This is a genomic window from Paenibacillus sp. FSL R10-2199 (genome assembly GCF_038000235.1).
Lineage (GTDB): Bacteria > Bacillota > Bacilli > Paenibacillales > Paenibacillaceae > Paenibacillus_AQ > Paenibacillus_AQ phytohabitans.
On record NZ_JBBOBO010000002.1, the window covers coordinates 639,058 to 659,130 of the forward strand.

A 20,073-nucleotide genomic window follows, 5' to 3' on the forward strand; every position below is an offset into this window, starting at 1 on the left:
TGTCCTTGACCGGCTTTTTGGTTGTTCTGCTGAAAGTTGTTAACCGGCTGAAGCTGCCGTTACTTCACACCCTTGCTGCGATTGGAAATATCCAGCCAGACGGCAATGACCAGGATTGAGCCTTTGACGACATACTGCCAGAAGGATTCCAGTCCCATCAGCGACATTCCGTTATCCAGCGAGGTCATCACCAGCGCTCCGATAATGGCACCGATGACTGTGCCGGCTCCGCCCATCAGGGAAGTGCCGCCAATGACGCAAGCGGCGATAGCATCCATCTCAGCCATATTACCTGCAGTGATGGTGGCCGAGGCCAGGCGTGAGGTGAGTACGATGGCGGCGATCGAGCCCAGCAATCCGCTCAACACGAAGATCAGCATGGATTTGCGCTTGATGTTAATGCCGGAGAGGCGTGCCGCCTCAATATTGCCCCCTATTGCATAGATATGACGGCCGAAGGTGGTCTTAGTCGACAGGAAATAGAAGATGACTGCCAGGACAATTACGAAAATAATCGGGAATGGAATCCCCTTGTAATTATTCATCACGGCTACAAAAGCCACCACCAGCAGGGCAAGTCCGGCCACCTTGGCGATGTCCAGGCCCAGCGGGGCGATTTCGAAGCCGTATTTCCTGCGGGAACGGCGTTTATTGAACGCACTCCAGAGCAGCAGTCCTACTGCGATCACACCAAGGATGATCCCGAAGCCCGGAGCAAAATAAGCATTGCCGAGCAAGGCCAGCACCGGATCAGACACCGGAATGGTCATCGACTCTGTCACACCCATCAGCACGCCGCGGAACACCATCATTCCCCCGAGGGTGACAATGAAGGCGGGGATCATTTTATACGCCACCAGCCAGCCCTGAATCAGGCCCAGCACCGCACCTGCGGCCAGTGTACCAAGAATGACTACAATAGCCGGCAGCTCCAGCCAGTTGCTGAGAATAGCTGCCATGCCGCCGGTCAGTCCGACGATGGAGCCGACAGACAGATCGATATGCCCTGCCACAATGACCAGCACCATGCCGATGGCCAGAATGGAGGTCACCGACATCTGCGTGAACAGATTGGACAGATTCCGCGAAGTCAGGAAGGTCGGATTCAGTACTCCGAACAGCACCCAGATCAGTATTAATGCACCCACCATCGTATAGGCACGCATATCCATTTTGCCGAACAAGCCGCGTAAGCGCGATCCTCCGGCTGCCGGAACCGCTTCAGGTTCCCTAAGCTCTTTTTGCAGCTGCATCTCTATCTACCTCCCGTAGCGGCCAGCATAATATTCTCCTGCGTCGCTTCCCGCCAATCATATTCCCGTACGAACTGTCCTTCACACATCACCAGAATCCGGTCGCTCATGCCCAGTACCTCCGGAAGCTCAGAGGAGATCATAATAATGGCAACGCCCTGCTCTACCAGCTGATTCATCAAATTATATATTTCGTACTTCGCCCCGACGTCGATGCCCCGGGTAGGTTCGTCCATAATCAGGATTTTGGGGTCTGACATCAGCCACTTGCCGATAACCACCTTCTGCTGGTTCCCCCCGGACAGTGTGCCTACCAGCGTTTCCAGCGAAGCTGTTTTCGTCTTCAGATCCTGCACGTACCGGTCTGCCCACTTAATTTCCTCATTCTCATTGATGACCCCCAGCCTTGCGACTTTGCCCAGTGTGGCTAAAGTGGTGTTACGTTTGACATCCATCCCCATGACCAGCCCCTGGCGTTTACGGTCTTCTGTAACCAGGGCAATCCCCGCCTTGATCGCCTCGGCTATGGAACGGATCTTAATGGCCTTGCCTTCAATCAGCACCGTTCCTTCGGCCCGGCCCCCATAGGCGCCGAAGAGGCTGCTGACAAGCTCCGTGCGTCCGGCGCCCATCAGCCCGGCAATACCCAGTATCTCACCTTGACGAAGGCTGAATTCAATATCGCGGAGCACCTTCTGCCGGCGCTTCTCCGGGTGCCATACATTATAATCTCTGACCTCAAGCACCTTCTCCCCAGGCGAATGCTCCACGCGCGGATAACGCTCCGTGAGTTCACGGCCAACCATTAGGGATACAATCTGGTCGTCATCTGTCTCACTGCGGTCAAGTGTAGCTACCGTCCGCCCGTCCCGCAGCACGGTGATGGAATCAGCCAGTGCGAACACTTCAGGCATTTTGTGTGAAATATAGACACAGGTTACCCCTTCGCGCCGCAGCTGGTTCAGAATGCCCATCAGGATAGACACCTCGCTCTCGGTCAGAGCTGCCGTCGGTTCATCCAGAATGAGAATCTTGGTATGCTTGGAGAGTGCCTTGGCGATCTCGACCAGCTGCTGCTGGCCGATGCCGAGATTGCCGATCTTCGTGTCCGGAGACAGATTCAGCCCGACCTTCTTCAGCCATAGCGAAGCCTGATGGTACAGCTCATTCCACTGGATCGCCCCCCGCTTCACCGGCTCTGCCCCCAGAAAGATATTCTCGCCGACCGTCATTTCCTTCACGAGTGCCAGCTCCTGGTGAATAATCGCGATACCGGCCTTCTCCGCATCCGTTATTCTATGAAAAGACTTTTTCTCCCCATTGATCAGGATTTCCCCGCCGTATGTCCCTGCAGGGTATAGTCCGCTCAATACCTTCATCAGCGTGGATTTACCAGCGCCGTTCTCGCCGCATAAGGCGTGAATCTCCCCTTGCCTGACCTTGAAGTTCACATGGTCCAGCGCCTTAACACCGGGGAATGTCTTGCTGATCTCTACCATTTCAAGTACATTCATGCCTTCCGCTCCTCCTTCCGGCCCTTAAACCTGCAAGCAGATGCGGTAACGCCACAGGCGCCGCATCTGCTTGACGGACAGGCCGCCCTTATTGTTTCGGCCACTGGTCCTTCGGAACGTTCTTGTAGACATCCTCAAGCTTGTGGAAGCCGTCCTTGATCAGTACGTCCAGGTTATCCTTATTGACCGCTAGCGGATCGAGCAGCACAGAAGGAACATCAATTTTACCGTTGTTAACTGATTTTTCAGTCGAAATACTTTCGCCTTTGGCAGCTGCTATTGCCATTTCCGCAGCTTTGGTTGCAATCGCGTTGATCGGCTTGTAGACCGTCATCAGCTGCGTGCCTTCAGCGATACGCTGTACCGCAGCAAGGTCAGCATCCTGGCCGGATACCGGTATTTTACCGGCCATGCCCTGAGCCGTGAGCGCCTGAATCGAACCGCCTGCAGTCCCGTCATTGGCTGCTACCACACCTTGAACATCATTATTGTTCGCGGTCAGCGCATTCTCCATATTTTTCAGCGCTTCTTCCGGCTTCCAGTCCTTGGAGAACTGGTCGTAGACAATCTTAATGTCGCCTTTCTCTTCAAGCGGCTTCAGAATATTCATCGCCCCTTCTTTGAACATATGGGCGTTGTTATCCGTATCGGCACCGCCGATATAGACGATATTGCCTTTAGGAGCCTTATCAATGACCGCCTGCGCCTGGAACTCTCCGACACGCACGTTATCAAACGAAATATAATAGTCTACCTCGGCATTATTGATCAGGCGGTCATAGGCAATGACCTTGATGCCTTCCTTGTGAGCCTTCTCTACGATCGGAGCCGTTGCTTCCGCATTATGGGCAATAACCACAAGCACATCCACACCCTGGGAGATCAGCTGTTCCGCCTGGCTTAACTGGGTAGCATCATCGCCGTTTGCAGCCAGCACCTTCACTTCACCGCCAAGCTCCTCCACTTTTGCCGTAAAGATATCCCGGTCCTTCTGCCAACGCTCCTCCTTCAAGGTATCCATCGACATGCCGATGACAATTTTGTCCCCGTCCTTCGCAGCGCCGGATGTCTCCTTCTTCTGATTATCACCGTTTGAGACCACCCCACAGCCCGCCATTGACGCTGCCAGCACTAACGCTGCCATCCCCAGTGAAATTGCTCTTCCGTATTTTCTCACTCTGCCCTTCGCCCCTTTTCATTAGCCGCATATTTGATTGCGCTTACAAAAAAAGTGTAGCATGGATCATCCGCCGCAGGAGCCGCTATTCCCAGCACTTTCTTGCTCTCCGCCTGCATTCCATCCTCCTCTCCTGTAATGTAATTCTTCCCGGCCGCTTTCATAGGATTATCCGGGGCCGGAGCACAAAAAAGTCCTTGCTCTGTCAGCAAGGACCCTGCTTCTCATGCTGCTGCCGGAATTCGCTTGGCGTCATGCCGGCCGCTTTTTTGAAGACCCTGCTGAAGTAATTCGGGTCCTTATAGCCTACCTCGTAACAAATCTCCTTGAGATTCAGCTGATCTCCGGTGATCAGGCGCTTCGCTTCGTTGATTCTTAGCCGTGTGACGTAATCAATGAAGGTTTCACCCGCATGCTGCCGGAACAATTTGCTGAAATAATGCGGGCTTAAATTCACATATTCAGCCGTCTGCTCCATTGATATGTCTTCTTTATATTTCTGGCTGATGTAGAGCAGCGCCCGCTGATGGACATGGGAACGGTTATGCTCCTGTTCCTGCTCCAGACTGTGGATCAGCCGCTCCAGCCAGGATTCTGCGCTCAGTCTGAGCGATATGGGATCCTCTGCTGTATGCAAGGAGGCCAGGATCTCCGCTCCGGCTGCGGAGTGAACGCCTCTGGCGAGGAACAGCAGGAGCCCGGTCACCTCTCCCCGCACTTCGGGCAGCGGCCGCCCGCCGCCTTGCTCGAAAGCAGCATACAGAATTCCGAAGCGTTCTATGGCTTCCTGCTTGCTCCGCTGCAACAGTGCATCCAGCAGCCGCTTCTCCTCATCCAGGGATACGGCCGTCTGCCCGGAGCTTTGGAGGATATCATCATAGTGGTGCACGCTGAAGGAATCATGGTGATCCGCACAGACACGGACCGCTTCCCGGTAGGATCGGCTAAGCCCGTCCCAGCCCTCGCGGATCGAGCCGATGCCTATGCTGACCGGCAGACCGAACCGCTGCTCTATCAGACTGCGGAGCCGCTCCCCCCAATCCATGGAGCTGACGCGCTGTGAGTAACCGGTCCGCCCCGGCGGCAAGGGAATAAACAACGCCAGCTGATGCCCGATCAGCGGTCCGGACAGGCAGCCGAGCCCTGCTCTGGCAACCTGCTTGACCGCCTCATAGATCTCCCGCTTGCCCTGCTGGAATTCTTCCCAAGCTGCGCTAGAATGCCTCGGGAATGACAGCACCATCGCATAGCCTTTGGCCCACTGCAGCTCCAGCAGACCGGCCACTTGTTCCAGCTCCAGGTCCTGCACATGCTCCAGCATGAGCATCATTGTCAGCTCGTTCTCCGCCAGCGGAAGCAGGTGGGCCAGCTTCTCCTGCAGCTCCAGCTGCTCATTCCTGCGCCGCTTCTCCTCCTGGATCACCGCCATCAGCTGCTTCAGTACATCCGCCACTTCGTCCCGTCTGGCCGGCTTCAGCAGATAATCCCGCACGCCCAGCAGCAGCCCCTCCTTGGCGTAGGAGAAGTAATCATGAGCGGTAATCATCACGATCTGCGCGGAAGGGAGCTTGGTGAGAATCTGCCGTACGGCCTCCAGTCCCTGAATGCCCGGCATCTTAATGTCCATGAAGATAATATCAGGCCGGTGCTCCTCCGCGAGCTGAATAGCCTTCCGTCCGTTCTCGGCATGCAGAAATTCAAAACCATCCGGGAAAATATGGCGGATCATCAGCTCCAGCCCTTCCCGTTCCAGCGCCTCATCATCGGCGATCAGCAGTCTGTACATAGTAAATCTATCTCCTTTCTCACCTGCGGCTCAGGCAGACGTGCGGAAGGGTACTTTGAACAGCACCGCCGTCCCCTGCCCTTCACTGCTGTCAATCTCGATCAGCTGCTGCCCGTCAAAGAACAGATGCAGACGTTTGAATACATTATGTGTCCCAAGTCCGGTGGACTGGCCTTTACCGCTGAAATACGGGGCCTCTTCCTCGATCGATCCCATCAGCCTCGCTACAGTCTCCCGGTTCATGCCCACACCGTTATCACTGATCTCAATCTCTACAAGTCCGTTCCGGTAGCGGATCGACAGTGACAGCACCGCCCCCTCCTCCATTTGCTCCAGCCCGTGGACAAAAGCATTCTCGAAGATCGGCTGAAGGGTCAGGCAGGGAATCATTCCGCCGAGCGCCTGCTCATCAATATCCATCTCAAAAGCGATCCGGTCACGGAAGCGGGCCCGCTGAATGTTAATATACTCGTTCACATGCTCTACTTCCTCGCGCAGCGGTACAGCCTGGTCAAGCTTCTGCAGGTTATACCGGAGCAGGCGGGATACCGATACCGTCAGATCGCTGGTCCTTGCCGCTCCTTCCAGATACGCCAGCTTGGCGATGGAATTCAGTGTGTTGAACAGAAAATGCGGATTGATCTGGCTCTGCAGCATTTTCAGCTCCAGCTCCTTGACCAGCCGGTCCTTCTCCACGTTCTTGATATTCTCCTTCATCAGCTCCTGGATATTATCGATCATTCCGTTAAAAGCCCGGCACAGGATGCTGATCTCATCGTTGTTAACACTCTCCGGCGCTTTCGTATCCATCCTCCCCTTGGAGATCTGCTTGGCGGTGGCCACGAGGCGGCGGATAGGTCCTGTGATGCTCCCGGACAGCCAGATCGCCATACAGATACTAAGCAGCGCAGCGGTAATTACCAGCAGGCTCCCCAGCCGGTTCAGCTTGGCCGTCGTGGACATGATCTCCGCATAGATCGGCTTGTACTGGTCCAGTTCCAGGTCAACCAGCTCCTGTGCTTCCTCGCGGATGAACCGCTGCGTCTGCTCCGCCTCGATATAGGCACCGGCCAGTGTGTTGGAGTCCTGACCATCAATCTCTGTAATCATCTGCCCGGCCTGCTCCAGAAACGTATCAATGATATGGCTGTAGTTCATCAGCGGAAGGCCGCTTCCCCCGATGGTCGCCATTCCGTCCAGCTTCGCCCGCAGCTCCTGCACAGCGCTCAGATGCTTCTGCACCTCCGGGAAGCTGTCCGCGTCCACCTGCATAATGAAACGGTTCAAGGAGCGCATATTCTCCCCTACCTCATAGGATACTTCCTTGTACAGCATGATCCGGTTCATCATCAGATGGTAGCTCTCCTGCACTTTCTTTCCGCTCTCAAAAAGCACAAAAGAGACAGAGCTCATCAGCAGCACAAGCAGCGGAATGCAGATGAGCAGCTTATGGCGGATACTCATAGGCTCTCTCCCTCCTGCACATTAGACTTGTCCAGCACCTTCACGCCGGTGAAGTATTTGGACTCCAGCTGCAATCCCTGAAAATGCTCATGGAGCAGCCGCACGGCCGTAGCCCCCATAAGATAAGGCTGCTGTGCCACTGTGGCCGTGATATCCCCGCGGCTGATGGCAGCAAGGGTCTCTGCCTGGTTATCGAAGCCAATAATCGTCATCGGGACACGCTTCAGGCTCTTGGAGGCCTGCAGTACTCCCAGCGCATCCGTTGAGCTGGTGCCGACCATCACATCAATCTCCGGATGAAGCCGCAGCATATCGGCTGCCTGCTGGATTGCCTCCATATGCGAGATATTGGAGCTGCGGACATCCACAATTGCAAGGCCGCTGTAATTTTTCACAATATTACTGAGGCCGTTCAGACGCTGAACCTGATTCTTGGCCAGCTCGCTGCCGATGATCACGCCGATCTTCCCTTTACCGCCGGTCGTCTGCACCACCATCCGGCCCAGCGCCTCGCCGGCTGCAACATTGTCGGTCCCAACATAAGCCAGCCGCCTGCTCGCCGGAGCGTCTGTATCAATGGTGATTACCGGAATCCCCCGGTTCACGGCTTTATCAATTACGGGGGTGAACTTCTCGTCGTTCAGCCCCTGCACGATGATCGCATCCGCCTGTGCGGCAATCGCTTTTTCCAGCAGGCTGATCTGCTCCTCCATGTTATTGCGCACCGGGCCGGTGAACTCGATATCAATTCCGTATTTCGCAGCAGCCTCTTTGGCACCCTTCTCGACCATTTCCCAGTACGGATGGTACCGCTCCTGTTCAATCAGCACAATATGATAGCCCGAATTATCCCCGCCGGGATGCCCGCTTAATTCATTGACAATATTGCCCATCCGGCCTGAATGATTGGCAAAGTCTATAAACAGATATGCCAGCAGCAGAAAAAGCACAATAACCCCCGCGCCGCTGACCCATTTTTTATCCATCATGCTCACCTCAATCAACATCCTACCCCGAGTTGTAAACGGTTGCAATATTTAATTTATGAATAGCTTATTATGTGAAACCTATACATTCATAATCATTAATTGCGGGAGTTGCCTAATCGCGGCCAAACCCGCCCGATGACGGAATAAGCGGCACACCAGTGTTTGGCTTATCTCCACTTGCCCATTACGAGAGTCAAAAGGGATTTATGATTTCCTCAGTCCCCTCCACCGTCTACCTCCGGCGGATCCAGGGGCACTTCTGCTCCTCATTCCCTCCTGCCGCCCACTTTCGGCGGATTCAGGGGCACTTCTGCTCCTCTTTTCCTCCTGTCGACCGCTTTCGGCGGATTCAGGGGCACTTCTGCTCCTCTTTTCCTCCTGCCGACCGCTTTCGGCGGATTCAGGGGCACTCCTGCTCCTCTTTTCCTCCTGTCGACCGCCTTCGGCGGATTCAGGGGCACTTCTGCTCCTCATTCCCGCCTGATGCCCGCTTTCGGCGGATTCAGGGGCACTTCTGCTCCTCTCGGAGGCTCAATGTATTCGGTTTTTCGCATACATTCGGCTCGTTTACCCTCTCGGAGGCGCATTGTACTCGGCTTTTCGCATACATTTGGCTCATCTACTCTATCGGAGGCGCATTGCTCCACAGCCCCCTAATGAAGTTGGAGTCCTCCCCCATAAAAATGTAGACTGAATACAGGAGGAGGATGAACACAATGGGACACTTAACGGGAACAAGAGAGAAGGCAGCGCAAGAGGTGTTGTCTGGCATTAAGGCAGCGGTGGTTGCCCGAAAATATGGGGTGACCCCAGCGACGGTGAATCAGTGGGTGAGAGATTACCGAGGGGCCCATGGGGAACAAGATCATCCGTATCCCCAGGAGCAGGTGGAGGAACTGAAGCGCCTCCTGGAAGTGGAGCAGAAATACGAGAAGGCCGTCAAGATACTCGGCGAAAAGGAGTTAGAGATTGAGATTCTGCGTGAACTGCTAAAAAAGCCAACCCCTGCTTATCCGAAAAAATCGAGGTAGCCGACATGTTCATTAAGCAGGGGAATACCGCAGCTTTGGTACTGCGTCTCATGGGGCTAGCAGAGTCCACGTACTACGACCGTAAGAAACGCAGGTCACTGTCCCCAAAGGCCGATCAAAGGGGGCGTGGAAGACCCCAGCCAGGCTACTCCTTTAACGAGTCTGGGGAAAAGATTAGTGACGAGGAGATCCAGGAATGGCTGCTGGAATTAATCGCTGGAGAAGAGCACGTGTACGGGTACAAACTCCTGGCCAAGTGCTTGTGGAACCAGCGCCGGTTGAAGCTCAATCACAAGAAAAGCTACCGGCTGTGTCAGGCGCTGGATATCCTGCAGCCCCAGCGTCAGAAGCGCTTTAAGCATCCCCGGAAGCTGCCGGAGAACCGAGTCATTACAGGAGCGAGCCAGCTCTGGCAGATGGACATTAAATACGGGTATGTGGAGGGACGTGACCGGCATTTCTTTGTCCTGAGCATTATCGATGTGTTTACCCGTGTCATCGTCGGCTACCACCGGGGATCGTCGTGTGAGGCCAAGCACGCCTGCCAGACGCTGGCGCGCGCCATGGAGCATCACTGCGCCCCTGAAGGCGCTCGCCCTGTGATCCGCACCGACAACGGCCCACAGTTCATCAGCCACCTGTTTGGCGACATGTGTGAAAGCTGGGAAATGACCCATGAACGTATTCCGCCTCGAACGCCGGATTTAAATGCTTTTATTGAATCATTCCACAGTAATATCGATCGGGATTTGTTCCGCAAAGAGGCATTCGAAACGTTCGAAGAGGCCTATGAAGCGGTGGACCGGTACATGGACTTTTACAACAATCGCAGAATGCATACGAGCCTTCGTAACCTGCCGCCAGCTACCTTTGCAGAGTGGGTGCTGACCCTAGAAGACCGCTCCCGCTTCTTCTGGCCGAGAGAAAAAGCGAAATAAAGAGCATATCTACAACAAGTACTGATTTTATACGGAGGACTCCGGGATAAGGGGGTCGCACCGATTGTATTCGGTTTTTCGCATACATTTGGCTCATCTACTCTATCGGAGGCGCATTGTACTCGGTTTTTCACACACATTCGGCTCATCTACGCTCTCGGACGCACATTGTACTCGGTTTTTCGCATACATTCGGCTCATCTACTTAGCCTGCCGCCTATCTACTTGCGGATTCCGGTGCATTTCGGCTCTTCATTCCCGCCCTTTGGTCCGCTTCTGAAGAAATCAAGGTTGCTTTGATTCTCCTTACCATTCACTTCAGGTGGACTCGGTGGGACTCCCCCCTAAAAAGCAAAAGAGCTGTTCCAAGCAGCACCCTGCTTAAAACAGCTCTTTCGTTAATGCATCCGCCATTCAACTGTCCTGTTCGATCAGTTGAATCCATTCATTATATTCACTCTGCAGCTTGGCATATTCCGCCTGCAGGCTGCGGTGCTCCTGGGAGAGCTTGTCCAGCTCACCCTGCTGCAGCTCGAACTGGGCCTGAACCAGACGCAGCTGGCCCTGGACGAGCTCGTAGCTCTCGCCGATCTCCCCAAGCTGCTGCGCAGTCTCACTGCGCGAGCGGCTCACGGATTCCGCCTGGGCTTCAGCATCCCCGGCTTCCTGCTGCCAGATCTCAATCTCCTCACGCAGCTTCGCCTCCTGCTCGCTCCACTGCTGCTCGCGCTGCTGCAGCTCTTCGTACTTCTGCTTCCATGAAGCTTCGTACTCCCTGGTCTCACGGAGCGCTTCCTGCTGCTCCGCCGCCGCTGCGGCAGCTTCGCGGCCCGCCTCGTACAGCTCTTCCAGACGCCGTGCAGTTTCCTCGCCTTCGGCTTCCAGCAGCTCATAACGTTCCTTCAGCTGTTCGCCATCCTGCAGAATTTCATCATACTGGGCGATCAGCTCTTCGTAGCGGCCGCGCAGCGCCGCCAGTTCCTTACGGGCTGCCTCTGCCGCTTCCTGATGAAGGGCAGCTTCCTGCTCTGCCTCAGCACGAAGCTGGGCTTCCAGGTCAAGCTGCTGCACCATTCCATCCGCCTGTCCGCGGAGGGTCTCGACTTCACGCTGCAGCGCTGCCGATTTCTCCCCGGCTTCCAGAAGGTTCATCTCCAGCTCGCCGATATCCTCCATATGCTTGTTCGCCAGCTCCTGCCAGGAGCTGGCTTCAAGCGCGGTACGGTCAAATTCCGCCTGTGTCCGGCTCAGATTATCCGTCGTCTCCCGCAGAGATTTGCGGAGAGACGACGCTTCTTCCTGCGTCAGCTCATAACGCTGGCGCAGCCCCTCCAGCTCATCATTCAGCAGACCGCTGAGCTCATTGGCAGTCTGCAGTTCTTCCAGTGCTGCACTTAGCTTGTCCGCTGTTTCCTGCAGCGCACTGTTAAGTCCGGCTGCTTCATCCTGCGCCTGGACGTAACGCTGGCGCACTTCCTCCAGCTCTGCGCTATGCTGCTGCCCTTGCTCTGCCGCAAGGCGCAGCTCTTCGCCAAGCTGCTCTTCCCGCTTCAGCACAGCTTCGTACTGCGCGAGCAGCGTCAGGCGCGCATCGCGCTCGCCTTTGAGCCCGGCTTCCGCCGCGCGCAGCCGGGACTGCAGCTGCCCGGTTCCGCCGCGCAGCTCACCAAGCTGCTTCTCCAGCTCCTGAAGCTGCTGCTTGTGCCTGTGCTCCTGCGTCCCCTGGGATTGCCGCAGCTCCTTATTCTTGGCCAGCTCCTTCTCAAGCGCTTCGCGCTCTCCGCTGAGCTCACTGGTGAGTGCTGCCTTGGTATCGGCAAGCTCCTTGCTCAAGGTGGTACGGATCTCAACAATCTCACTGCCCATAGACTCCCGGGTCTGGATCAGCTCCTGCTCCAGCCCTGCCAACGTCTCCGCTTTCTCACGGGTCAGTGTCTCCCGAAGCTGCTCCAGCTCCTGCAGATGAGCGTCCTTCAGCTCTTCAAGCTGCTGCAGCCGTAAAGCTTCAGCAGCTTCCAGCTCCTGTCTTGAAGCTTCGCGGCTTGCAGCCTGCTCTGCTTCGTAAGTCTCCCGCAGCGCTTTCAGCTCCGCTTCGCGCGCCTGCAGTTCATCTGTCAGCTGCCCGCGGCTGGAAGCAGCAGCCTGCTTCTCTTCCTCCAGCAGCTGTGCGTGCATCTGGCGTTCCTGCTCCTGCAGCTCCAGATGCCTCGCGCGTTCTTCTTCCACGGCGGCAATCAGCCGCGCCGCTTCTTCCTTGGCAGCCGCTTCAAGCTTCTCGTATTCTTCCTGCCGTTCGCGCTGCGCCTCCTGAAGGCGTGATACCTCCACGCGCAGCTCGGTACGTTCACCGGTCAGCATATTCAATTCATTCTTGAAATCCTGAACCTGGATAGCCTGCTCTGCCATATGTACAGCTGCAAGCACCGCGATCCGCGGGGTATCCAGTCTGGAATGTGATTTGGATATTGCACGCATATGCTCATCGACATAACGGGCAACCTGCTTCATATATTCAGTGCTGCTTCCGACAAGTTTATAGGAAGTTCCGTATATCTCCACGGCGACACGAGTCCGGTCCATAGCCACAGTTGTGCCCTCCTTTGTATGTGTGCGGATTCTAAGCTGATTTCCTTACTGCTATTGTAGCGTTATTCCTTAACCTTTGGCAAAAAAAACGTGTTCATTTCATAGATTTAAACCGGACTCCGTACTTCACAAGGGTACAGCAAAGCCGCAGCGAATCGGTTTCTAAATGGATTCGCTGCGGCTTTGCACAATTCCTGCTATTTTCTTAATTCTGCGCCAAAAGTTTGCTCCAGAGCAGAAACGACTCTGTCATGCACTTCCACAACCTCTTCATCGGTAAGTGTACGGTCCGTATGACGGTACAGCAGCGAGAGGGCTACGCTCTTCTTTCCAGCTTCCATTTTGCCGCCGGTGTAGACATCGAACACTTGCACATTCTGCAGCAGTGTTCCGCCATGTTCACGGATGGAAGCTATCAGGTGCCCTGCAGGAACTTCTGCGTCTACAACTACCGAAATATCCCGTTCCATCCCAGGGAAGCGGTGAAGCTCACTGTACTGTAGTTGGGCACGCGCCGCATCATATAGCGGCTGCAGCAATACTTCAGCTACATAAGTATCCTCCAGATCCATCTGGCGCTGAAGTTCCGGATGCAGCTGTCCGATGGTACCGATCTTATCGCGGCCTTCAGCCTGCAGCAGGTAGACCGAAGCAGAGCGTCCCGGATGGTAGCCTTCAGGAGCATCCCCTTCATAGATTATGCGGTCCGTAAGGCCAAGGTGGGCAAATACAGTTTCAAGCGCCCCCTTAAGATCGAAGAAATCTACAGGCTCAGCCGCTACGTTCCACTGCTTGGCAGCACGGGTGCCGCTCAGCAGCAGTCCAAGTACCGGCAGTTCACCGGGCTGGCGGGTGAGCACTTCTTCATCGGTGAAGAAAACATTGCCGATTTCGAACAGCGCCAGATCGCCTTGACGGCGGTTGGTGTTATAGAGGGCAATGTCCAGCAGCTGCGGCAGCAGGCTGGTACGCAGCACGCTGCGTTCCTCGCTCATCGGCATCGCCAGCTTCACGGAGAGCTTGCCGTCCGCAAGTGCCGGGAAGAGCTTGCTCTGTTCCGGCTGGATGAAGGAATAGCCCATAACCTCCTGATACCCGCCAAGAGCCAGCAGGCGGCGGAGCTCACGGCGCAGGAACTGCTCTCTGGTGAGTGCCCCCGGTGTAGTAGTCCCTTCAATTAGGGTTGTCGGGATGTTGTCATATCCGTACAGGCGGGCAATCTCTTCTATGAGATCCACATCATAGCTGATGTCGCCTCGCCGCGTGGGAACCTGAACTTCAACGATTCCCTGGGCAGCATCACCGCACTTGAAGTGCAGACGGCCGAACAGGGTCTTCACTTCCAGCAAAGACAGCTCGGTACCCAGATATTGATTCAGCTTCTCCAGCGACAGGGTCAGTACTTTCTCCCCGGCAGAGGCACTGCCTGCCTGAACAATACCTTCATGCACAGAGCCGCCGGCATAGCGGGCGATTAGAGCAGCTGCACGGTTAAGTGCAGGAATGACGGCATTCGGATCGACTTCCTTCTCGAAGCGCTGGGAAGCTTCAGAACGCAGACCCAGCTGACGCGAGGTCTTGCGTACAGTCCCGCCGTCGAATTTGGCGGATTCCAATACGATATTGACGGTATTTGCTGTAACCTCAGTCGATAATCCGCCCATAACGCCAGCCAGGCCGATAGCTCCTGACCCGTCAGCGATGACAAGCATCTGCGGCTCCAGCTTGCGCTCCTGGCCGTCAAGTGTTGTCAGCAGCTCGCCTTCATGAGCGAACCGTACACCAATCGTTCCGCCTGCCAGCTGATCGCCGTCAAACGCATGCAGCGGCTGTCCGTATTCCAGCATCACATAGTTGGTAATATCGACGATGTTGTTGATCGGGCGTACCCCGGCCGCCATCAGGCGGTTCTGAATCCACAGCGGGGATGGAGCTGTCTTCACTCCGGCAATATAACGCACTGCATAATGGCTGCAGTATTCTTCATTTTCAATATTGACAGTGATGGAATCCGCTGCCCGTCCGCCTGCTTCCACAAGCTCTGCCGCCGGATCTGCCAGCTGCAGGTCACGGCCCAGAATTGCGCTCACTTCATAAGCAGCACCGATCATGCTCAGACAGTCGGAGCGGTTAGGGGTCAGATCGAAGTCCAGGATCTCATCGTTCAGGCCAAGCACCTTCAGAATATCCTGGCCGACTTCCGTATTCTCAGGCAATACGAGAATGCCTTCCTGAAGCTCTTTGGGCAGCAGCTTGTCGTTCAGCCCCAGCTCTTTGGCCGAGCAGATCATCCCCTGCGACAGCACGCCGCGAAGCTTAGCTTTCTTGATTTCCAGTCCGGGCAGCTTAGCGCCAACCAGTGCGACCGGAACCTTCTGTCCCGCTGCGACATTCTTGGCACCGCAGACAATCTGCAGATCCTCGCCCTGTCCGGCATCCACGATGCAGATGTTCAGCTTGTCGGCGTCCGGATGTTTTTCTTTGGATTTCACATAGCCGGTTACGATTCCGGAAATCCCTTTGTTACGGCGTTCAACTCCGTCAATCTCAATGCCGGCGGTAGTGATTTTGTCCGCGAGTTCATCAGCGGTCACCCCGTCCAGCGATATATAATCAGCCAGCCAGGCGGTTGATACTTTCATTTTCGCACACTTCCTTTTGTTTCAGATGTATATATCTCCATGCCGCCCTATGCTTGGCTTGCGGAAACGGATAAGGAACAAGCCACGATGCCAACTTCGTTCTATTAAAATTTCTGTAAAGCAGTGTTCCTACAGAGAATATTTGGACTTCCAGCCGCTGTTGTCCCCAGATTTCTTCATTTATACCGCTTTTCACGGTTGAAATCCGGTGACTGCTTATGCTTCCGAAGTGAGCTTTCCTGTGGAAAGCTTTCAGGCGGACGCTACCGCTCCTACAGTTCCAAAATTCCCCTCCGGTTCATTTTTAACAGGTATAGAAACAGCAATTCAAAATCTACTGCAACCCTTTCGGCCCCACGCACCCCGCACACCCGCCAAATCTCTAAATCCCCTTGAACTGCTTCACAAAACCCATATCATTCGTGTAGAAGTAGCGGATGTCATCGATGCCGTACTTCAGCATCGCGATCCGTTCTGCGCCTACGCCGAAAGCGAAGCCGCTGTAAATCTCAGGGTCGTAGCCGCCCATCCGCAGCACATTCGGATGTACCATGCCGGCACCGAGGATTTCCAGCCAGCCGCTCTGCTTGCAGAGACGGCAGCCTTCGCCGCCGCATTTGAAGCAGCTCACGTCTACCTCAACACTCGGCTCGGTGAACGGGAAGAAGCTCGGACGCAGGCGGATGCCTGCTGTAGGACCGAACATCTCCTTCATGAACTGCAGCAGGGTGCCCTTCAGGTCGCTCATGCGGATATTGCGGCCAATAACCAGGCCTTCAATCTGATGGAACTGGAAGGAGTGGGTCGCATCGTCGTCATCGCGGCGGAATACTTTGCCCGGACAGATGATTTTGACCGGAGTTTCGCCCTTCATAGCCTGCATGGTGCGGACCTGCACCGGAGAAGTCTGTGTGCGCATCAGAAGATCTTCTGTTAAATAGAAGGAATCCTGCATATCGCGGGCCGGATGGTTCTTCGGCAGATTCAGAGCCTCGAAGTTATAGTAGTCTGTCTCTACTTCCGGACCTTCTTCAATCCGGTAGCCCATGCCGATGAAAATATCCTCAATCTCCTGAATTACGCGGTTCAGCGGATGAATACCGCCTTGCGGCAGGCCGCGGCCCGGCAGCGACACATCGACCTTCTCCGCATTCAGGCGGTTCTGTGTCTCCTGCTGCTGGAAGATTTCCTGCTTAGAGCCGATTACCTCTTCAATGGCACTGCGCACCAGATTGGCCACCTGGCCGATCACCGGGCGTTCTTCCGCGCTGAGTCCGCCCATACCGCGCAGAACCTCCGTAAGCTCACCTTTTTTGCCAAGGTATTTGACGCGCAAATCATTCAGAATCTGCGGATCGGTTACCTCCTGCAGCTTAGCCAATGCCTCGGCCTTCAATGCTTCCAATTTCTCTTTCATGCTTTGTACTGCCCCCTTAAATCTCGTATTGTCAACAAAAAAAGGCCTTTCCTCCCGGTAAAGGGACGAAAAGACCGTGGTACCACCCTTGTTAGACAGCTGCGACGCTTCCCTTAAGAGCAATATTCCCTCTTTCGGACCGGCGGAGACCTGTCTCACTTTAACAGAAATAACGGTCTGCGGCCGGTATCCCCTACTGTGTCCCTCAAGGAAGCCTTGAATGGAATTCAGGGAACTGCTCCGGAGTGAACTTCGGCAGCTCTGCTCTCTTAGAAACGCTCTCAATCTGCGGCGCTTCCTCCCTGTAAGCCAGGCACTGCGTACTCTTCTCCATCAATGCATTTATGCGGATTGTGTCAAATACATTCGATCTTCCAGTTCGGAAGATATGTCTATTTATTATATGCAATAACGGCGCTTTTGACAAGTTGCACAATTTTAGGTTAATTTTTATCTTCCTTTAAGCTTCCTTTAAGCTTCAGTGCGGTTTTGGGGGCTTTTTTTCAGCGAACGTTCAGCCGAATTTGATATTTTCCCTTTTGAGATAAGCCTGGCTGTCCTCATTAGAACAGGGCGGCTTTTGAATAGTATCGGCTTTTATACAGGGAGGGAAATTCATGCTTAAACGAAGAAAAGCATTTGTTCTGCTGTTACTCAGTACATTTGCTGCAAGTCAACTCGCGGGGAGCGCGGGAACCACGGCGTTTGCTGCCTCGGCCAGTACAACCACTGCCAAAACAGCTGCCACAGTAACGGAAGTCTCCAGTCTTACAGGCCTCAGCGCAATCAAGCTCGGCACCACGCTTAGTGTGAAGCTGAGCCATGTAGGCATTCAGAGCCAAACCGGAGGTAATATTCTCATCTATACACTCACTTATACTAACAATGCTGGCAGTAGCGTCAATCTGGTTGACTATTTCTCCAAAATTGTGACTACCGGCGGAAGCATCATCAAGGGAATCCCGGTCAGCGCAGATAGTGCTGTCAAAAAAATCGCTGCGAAGCAGAGCACCAGCATTACATATTATGCGAATATTGGAACAGCCGCCTCGGCCAAAGGGCTTAAAGTAAACATGTACGGCTGGAACTTCAGTGCCGCCAATTATGAACAGCGCATAGGCACTTTTACCGTTCCTTCTAACTACTCGCTGTCCGCCCTTACGGGTGAGACCCGCAAAGTTGAACTTGGCAGCATACCGGTCAACACCAAAGCTGAGTCTGCACAAATCTACAAATATAACGGCAAGGTCTATGCCAAGGTTGGACTCAGTATAACGAATCTGGGCACCAAAGTACTCACAGACCCTGGCTACAGCCTATACCTGAAATCCTCGGGCGGCTCTACCTTCACGCTCACGCTGGATGACAGCAGCTCTGAATACAAGGTTCAGCCCCAGGAGAAGAAGACGCTCTACTATATGACTGAGATTCCCTCCTACATGAACGTCACCAAGATGACACTGCAGATCGCCAAGCTGGATGAAGGGCTGAAGCTCTATCTTCCGGTCTCCTCCTATTCCCTTCCTGCTGCGGGTACAGCTGATTTCACCGTGGCGGCCGGCTATACCAAGAAAATCTCCATCGACAGCAATATTGTAGACATGAAGCTCGCGGACGCAAGTGTGCATGCAGACAATGGCAATGCCGTATGGAGTTATCAGCTCACCCTTAGAAATGCCGGCACCAAAGCAGTGACTTTGCCTGCGTATGAGCTTGCTGTCAAATCCGCTGAAGGTTATACCTTCCCGGTAACAACGACTGCGTTCAGCTCCCTTACCTTGAAGCCGCTGGAAGAGAAGCTGATTGAACTAACCGCCAGCGTTCCGCTTGAGCTGGCTCAGGATACGCTCGAACTGCAAATGGTTGCCCCTGCGGGCAGCAGCATCAGTAACACCAGTAGCACCAGTAGCACCGGCAGCAACAGCAGCAATGGCAGCAGTGAGACCAGCACCAGTTCAAGTAAAGTAATACTGCCTGTAGCCTATTTCAAAATCCCTTATTCCCTGGCGGGCAACACTCATATCACTACAGAGAACAGCATTACCAACAGCTACGGCACCTTCGGCGTCACACTGAATTCCCTGCAGCGTCTGCCGTGGGGCAGCGAAGATATCGTACAGGCTAAGGTCACCATCAGCAATCATTCCTCCAAAACAATTACTCTGCCTGCACTTACCGGTGTGCTGAAAGTGGACCTGACGGATTTGAGCTCGTCCTCACAGCTATATACGGAGAGTACCAGCACGGTTCTTGCTCCTGGAGCCAGCACGCAAGTCTCGGTTCTTGCCCGCGTGCCTTATACGCTCGATTTCAGCCAGGCCCAGATCATTCTTCAAGAAACTTCCGGCACCAGCACTACCCAGTTCCTCTCCCTTGGCACAACGGATGGGCTTAGCAGCGGTATTACGCCTCTGGCTGTGGGTGAATCGTTCAAGATTACATCGACCGGCAAAAAAGCCAGTGTGAAGGAACGTTCAACCCTTGTATACAGCGGAACCAGCAATAACCTCATATACAGTGAAGTAGAAATGAACAGTGAAGAAACCCGGCAGACTGACCTCTCCCGGCTGTATGGACAATTCAAAACCTCAGACGGACAGTATTTCGAGGCAACTGCGATCCAGTCGGAGAGTTCCACAAGTCCGGCAGGCAAGACTCTGGTTAACTTCTGGGCTAATATACCGGCTGCCGTGGACACAAACGGCCTCCAGCTGTATGTCAGCCAGGAGATTGCAGACGGTAAGCTGACTTCAGCCGGAACCGCGGCTACAGCTTATGTGAATACATCAGCACTGACACTGGCTCCTGTGGTGCCTACGCCTGCTGGTAACCTGACTTCTGTGTCCCTGTATCCTTACACGCTGGCCATATCAAATTCTACAGGCACCATTACATCAGGCACTACCAGTCTTGCATTGGCATTTAACTACAATCTCTCGCGGGATACAACTTACCAGATGGGAGCATTCGACCATAAGCTGATTCTGCACATTACTGACCCGTATGGACAATATTTCGAGAAAACGCTGTCCCTTGGAACGGATTTGGCAGTAGGAACTTATGGCTCCTACACAACGACCATTACCAACTCACTGTTCAAGAACTTAAGCGGAGGCACTTACAAGCTCACTCTGTACGACGAATTCCAAGGCCAGCGGACAGAGCTTGGCGGACAGGTCTACTCCGTCGATGTTGTGACCAAAGCAGCTTCAACTACGGATACCGGCACTACAGCGGCCGCAGGCAATGGCAGCACCGAAGCAAGCGGTTCTTAAG

13 protein-coding genes and 1 other annotated feature are annotated in these 20,073 nt (G+C 54.4%); of the genes, 3 read left to right on the forward strand and 10 right to left on the reverse strand.

Annotated elements, in window-relative coordinates; all coding sequences use genetic code 11:
* Nucleotides 1-59 precede the first annotated feature (59 nt).
* From NYE33_RS30775 to NYE33_RS30805, 7 genes are all read right to left on the reverse strand, one after another.
* The gene (locus tag NYE33_RS30775) at nt 60-1,253 is read right to left on the reverse strand and encodes a sugar ABC transporter permease (RefSeq protein ID WP_076242628.1); all 1,194 of its coding nucleotides are present in this window, start codon (nt 1,251-1,253) and stop codon (nt 60-62) included.
* A 2-nt stretch (nt 1,254-1,255) separates the two neighbouring features.
* A complete protein-coding gene (locus NYE33_RS30780) occupies nt 1,256-2,767 on the reverse strand; it encodes a xylose ABC transporter ATP-binding protein (protein ID WP_340841441.1) in 1,512 nt (503 codons plus the stop codon).
* 88 nt (nt 2,768-2,855) lie between these two features.
* On the reverse strand, nt 2,856-3,911 hold the full coding sequence (gene xylF / locus NYE33_RS30785; RefSeq protein ID WP_042140901.1) for a D-xylose ABC transporter substrate-binding protein: 1,056 nt from the start codon (nt 3,909-3,911) through the stop codon (nt 2,856-2,858).
* Between the two features lie 29 nt (nt 3,912-3,940).
* Nucleotides 3,941-4,108, reverse strand: coding sequence for a hypothetical protein (locus tag NYE33_RS30790; RefSeq protein ID WP_156118572.1), 168 nt, complete (start codon nt 4,106-4,108; stop codon nt 3,941-3,943).
* Between the two features lie 41 nt (nt 4,109-4,149).
* On the reverse strand, nt 4,150-5,730 hold the full coding sequence (locus NYE33_RS30795) for a helix-turn-helix domain-containing protein (RefSeq protein ID WP_042135050.1): 1,581 nt from the start codon (nt 5,728-5,730) through the stop codon (nt 4,150-4,152).
* 30 nt (nt 5,731-5,760) lie between these two features.
* Nucleotides 5,761-7,194, reverse strand: coding sequence for a sensor histidine kinase (locus tag NYE33_RS30800; protein ID WP_341069114.1), 1,434 nt, complete (start codon nt 7,192-7,194; stop codon nt 5,761-5,763).
* Complete coding sequence (locus NYE33_RS30805; RefSeq protein ID WP_341069117.1) at nt 7,191-8,183, reverse strand: sugar-binding protein; 993 nt, start codon at nt 8,181-8,183, stop codon at nt 7,191-7,193. The genes NYE33_RS30800 and NYE33_RS30805 overlap by 4 nt, the downstream gene beginning before the upstream one ends.
* Before the next feature lie 716 nt (nt 8,184-8,899).
* Here NYE33_RS30805 and NYE33_RS30810 point away from each other — a divergent pair.
* Nucleotides 8,900-9,214 (forward strand): helix-turn-helix domain-containing protein, encoded by a 315-nt coding sequence (locus NYE33_RS30810; RefSeq protein WP_052421685.1) that lies wholly within the window; start codon nt 8,900-8,902, stop codon nt 9,212-9,214.
* A gap of 5 nt (nt 9,215-9,219) precedes the next feature.
* A complete protein-coding gene (locus tag NYE33_RS30815) occupies nt 9,220-10,152 on the forward strand; it encodes an IS3 family transposase (RefSeq protein ID WP_341068915.1) in 933 nt (310 codons plus the stop codon).
* Nucleotides 10,153-10,566: 414 nt separating this feature from the next.
* Here the strand turns inward: NYE33_RS30815 and zapA are convergent, their stop codons facing one another.
* The 3 genes from zapA to pheS all read right to left on the reverse strand — a co-directional run bounded on the left by zapA (nt 10,567) and on the right by pheS (nt 16,797).
* Nucleotides 10,567-12,738 (reverse strand): cell division protein ZapA, encoded by a 2,172-nt coding sequence (zapA, locus tag NYE33_RS30820; protein ID WP_341069120.1) that lies wholly within the window; start codon nt 12,736-12,738, stop codon nt 10,567-10,569.
* 197 nt (nt 12,739-12,935) lie between these two features.
* On the reverse strand, nt 12,936-15,380 hold the full coding sequence (gene pheT / locus NYE33_RS30825) for a phenylalanine--tRNA ligase subunit beta (RefSeq protein ID WP_341069123.1): 2,445 nt from the start codon (nt 15,378-15,380) through the stop codon (nt 12,936-12,938).
* 382 nt (nt 15,381-15,762) lie between these two features.
* On the reverse strand, nt 15,763-16,797 hold the full coding sequence (gene pheS / locus NYE33_RS30830) for a phenylalanine--tRNA ligase subunit alpha (RefSeq protein WP_042135043.1): 1,035 nt from the start codon (nt 16,795-16,797) through the stop codon (nt 15,763-15,765).
* Between the two features lie 58 nt (nt 16,798-16,855).
* Nucleotides 16,856-17,143, reverse strand: a binding site (T-box leader).
* A gap of 271 nt (nt 17,144-17,414) precedes the next feature.
* Between pheS and NYE33_RS30835 the strand changes: the two genes are divergently transcribed.
* Nucleotides 17,415-20,072 carry a hypothetical protein gene (locus NYE33_RS30835; RefSeq protein ID WP_341069126.1) on the forward strand — a complete coding sequence of 886 codons (2,658 nt, stop codon included), beginning with the start codon at nt 17,415-17,417 and terminating at the stop codon, nt 20,070-20,072.
* Nucleotide 20,073 lies beyond the last annotated feature (1 nt).

What these genes read in the sequence shown, in the direction of transcription:
- NYE33_RS30775 (WP_076242628.1), bottom strand. Translation starts at nt 1,253, where the DNA reads ATGCAGCTGCAAAAAGAGCTTAGGGAACCTGAAGCGGTTCCGGCAGCC.
- NYE33_RS30780 (WP_340841441.1), bottom strand. Translation starts at nt 2,767, where the DNA reads ATGAATGTACTTGAAATGGTAGAGATCAGCAAGACATTCCCCGGTGTT.
- xylF (WP_042140901.1), bottom strand. Translation starts at nt 3,911, where the DNA reads ATGGCAGCGTTAGTGCTGGCAGCGTCAATGGCGGGCTGTGGGGTGGTC.
- NYE33_RS30790 (WP_156118572.1), bottom strand. Translation starts at nt 4,108, where the DNA reads ATGAAAGCGGCCGGGAAGAATTACATTACAGGAGAGGAGGATGGAATG.
- NYE33_RS30795 (WP_042135050.1), bottom strand. Translation starts at nt 5,730, where the DNA reads ATGTACAGACTGCTGATCGCCGATGATGAGGCGCTGGAACGGGAAGGG.
- NYE33_RS30800 (WP_341069114.1), bottom strand. Translation starts at nt 7,194, where the DNA reads ATGAGTATCCGCCATAAGCTGCTCATCTGCATTCCGCTGCTTGTGCTG.
- NYE33_RS30805 (WP_341069117.1), bottom strand. Translation starts at nt 8,183, where the DNA reads ATGATGGATAAAAAATGGGTCAGCGGCGCGGGGGTTATTGTGCTTTTT.
- NYE33_RS30810 (WP_052421685.1), top strand. Translation starts at nt 8,900, where the DNA reads ATGGGACACTTAACGGGAACAAGAGAGAAGGCAGCGCAAGAGGTGTTG.
- NYE33_RS30815 (WP_341068915.1), top strand. Translation starts at nt 9,220, where the DNA reads ATGTTCATTAAGCAGGGGAATACCGCAGCTTTGGTACTGCGTCTCATG.
- pheT (WP_341069123.1), bottom strand. Translation starts at nt 15,380, where the DNA reads ATGAAAGTATCAACCGCCTGGCTGGCTGATTATATATCGCTGGACGGG.
- pheS (WP_042135043.1), bottom strand. Translation starts at nt 16,797, where the DNA reads ATGAAAGAGAAATTGGAAGCATTGAAGGCCGAGGCATTGGCTAAGCTG.
- NYE33_RS30835 (WP_341069126.1), top strand. Translation starts at nt 17,415, where the DNA reads ATGCTTAAACGAAGAAAAGCATTTGTTCTGCTGTTACTCAGTACATTT.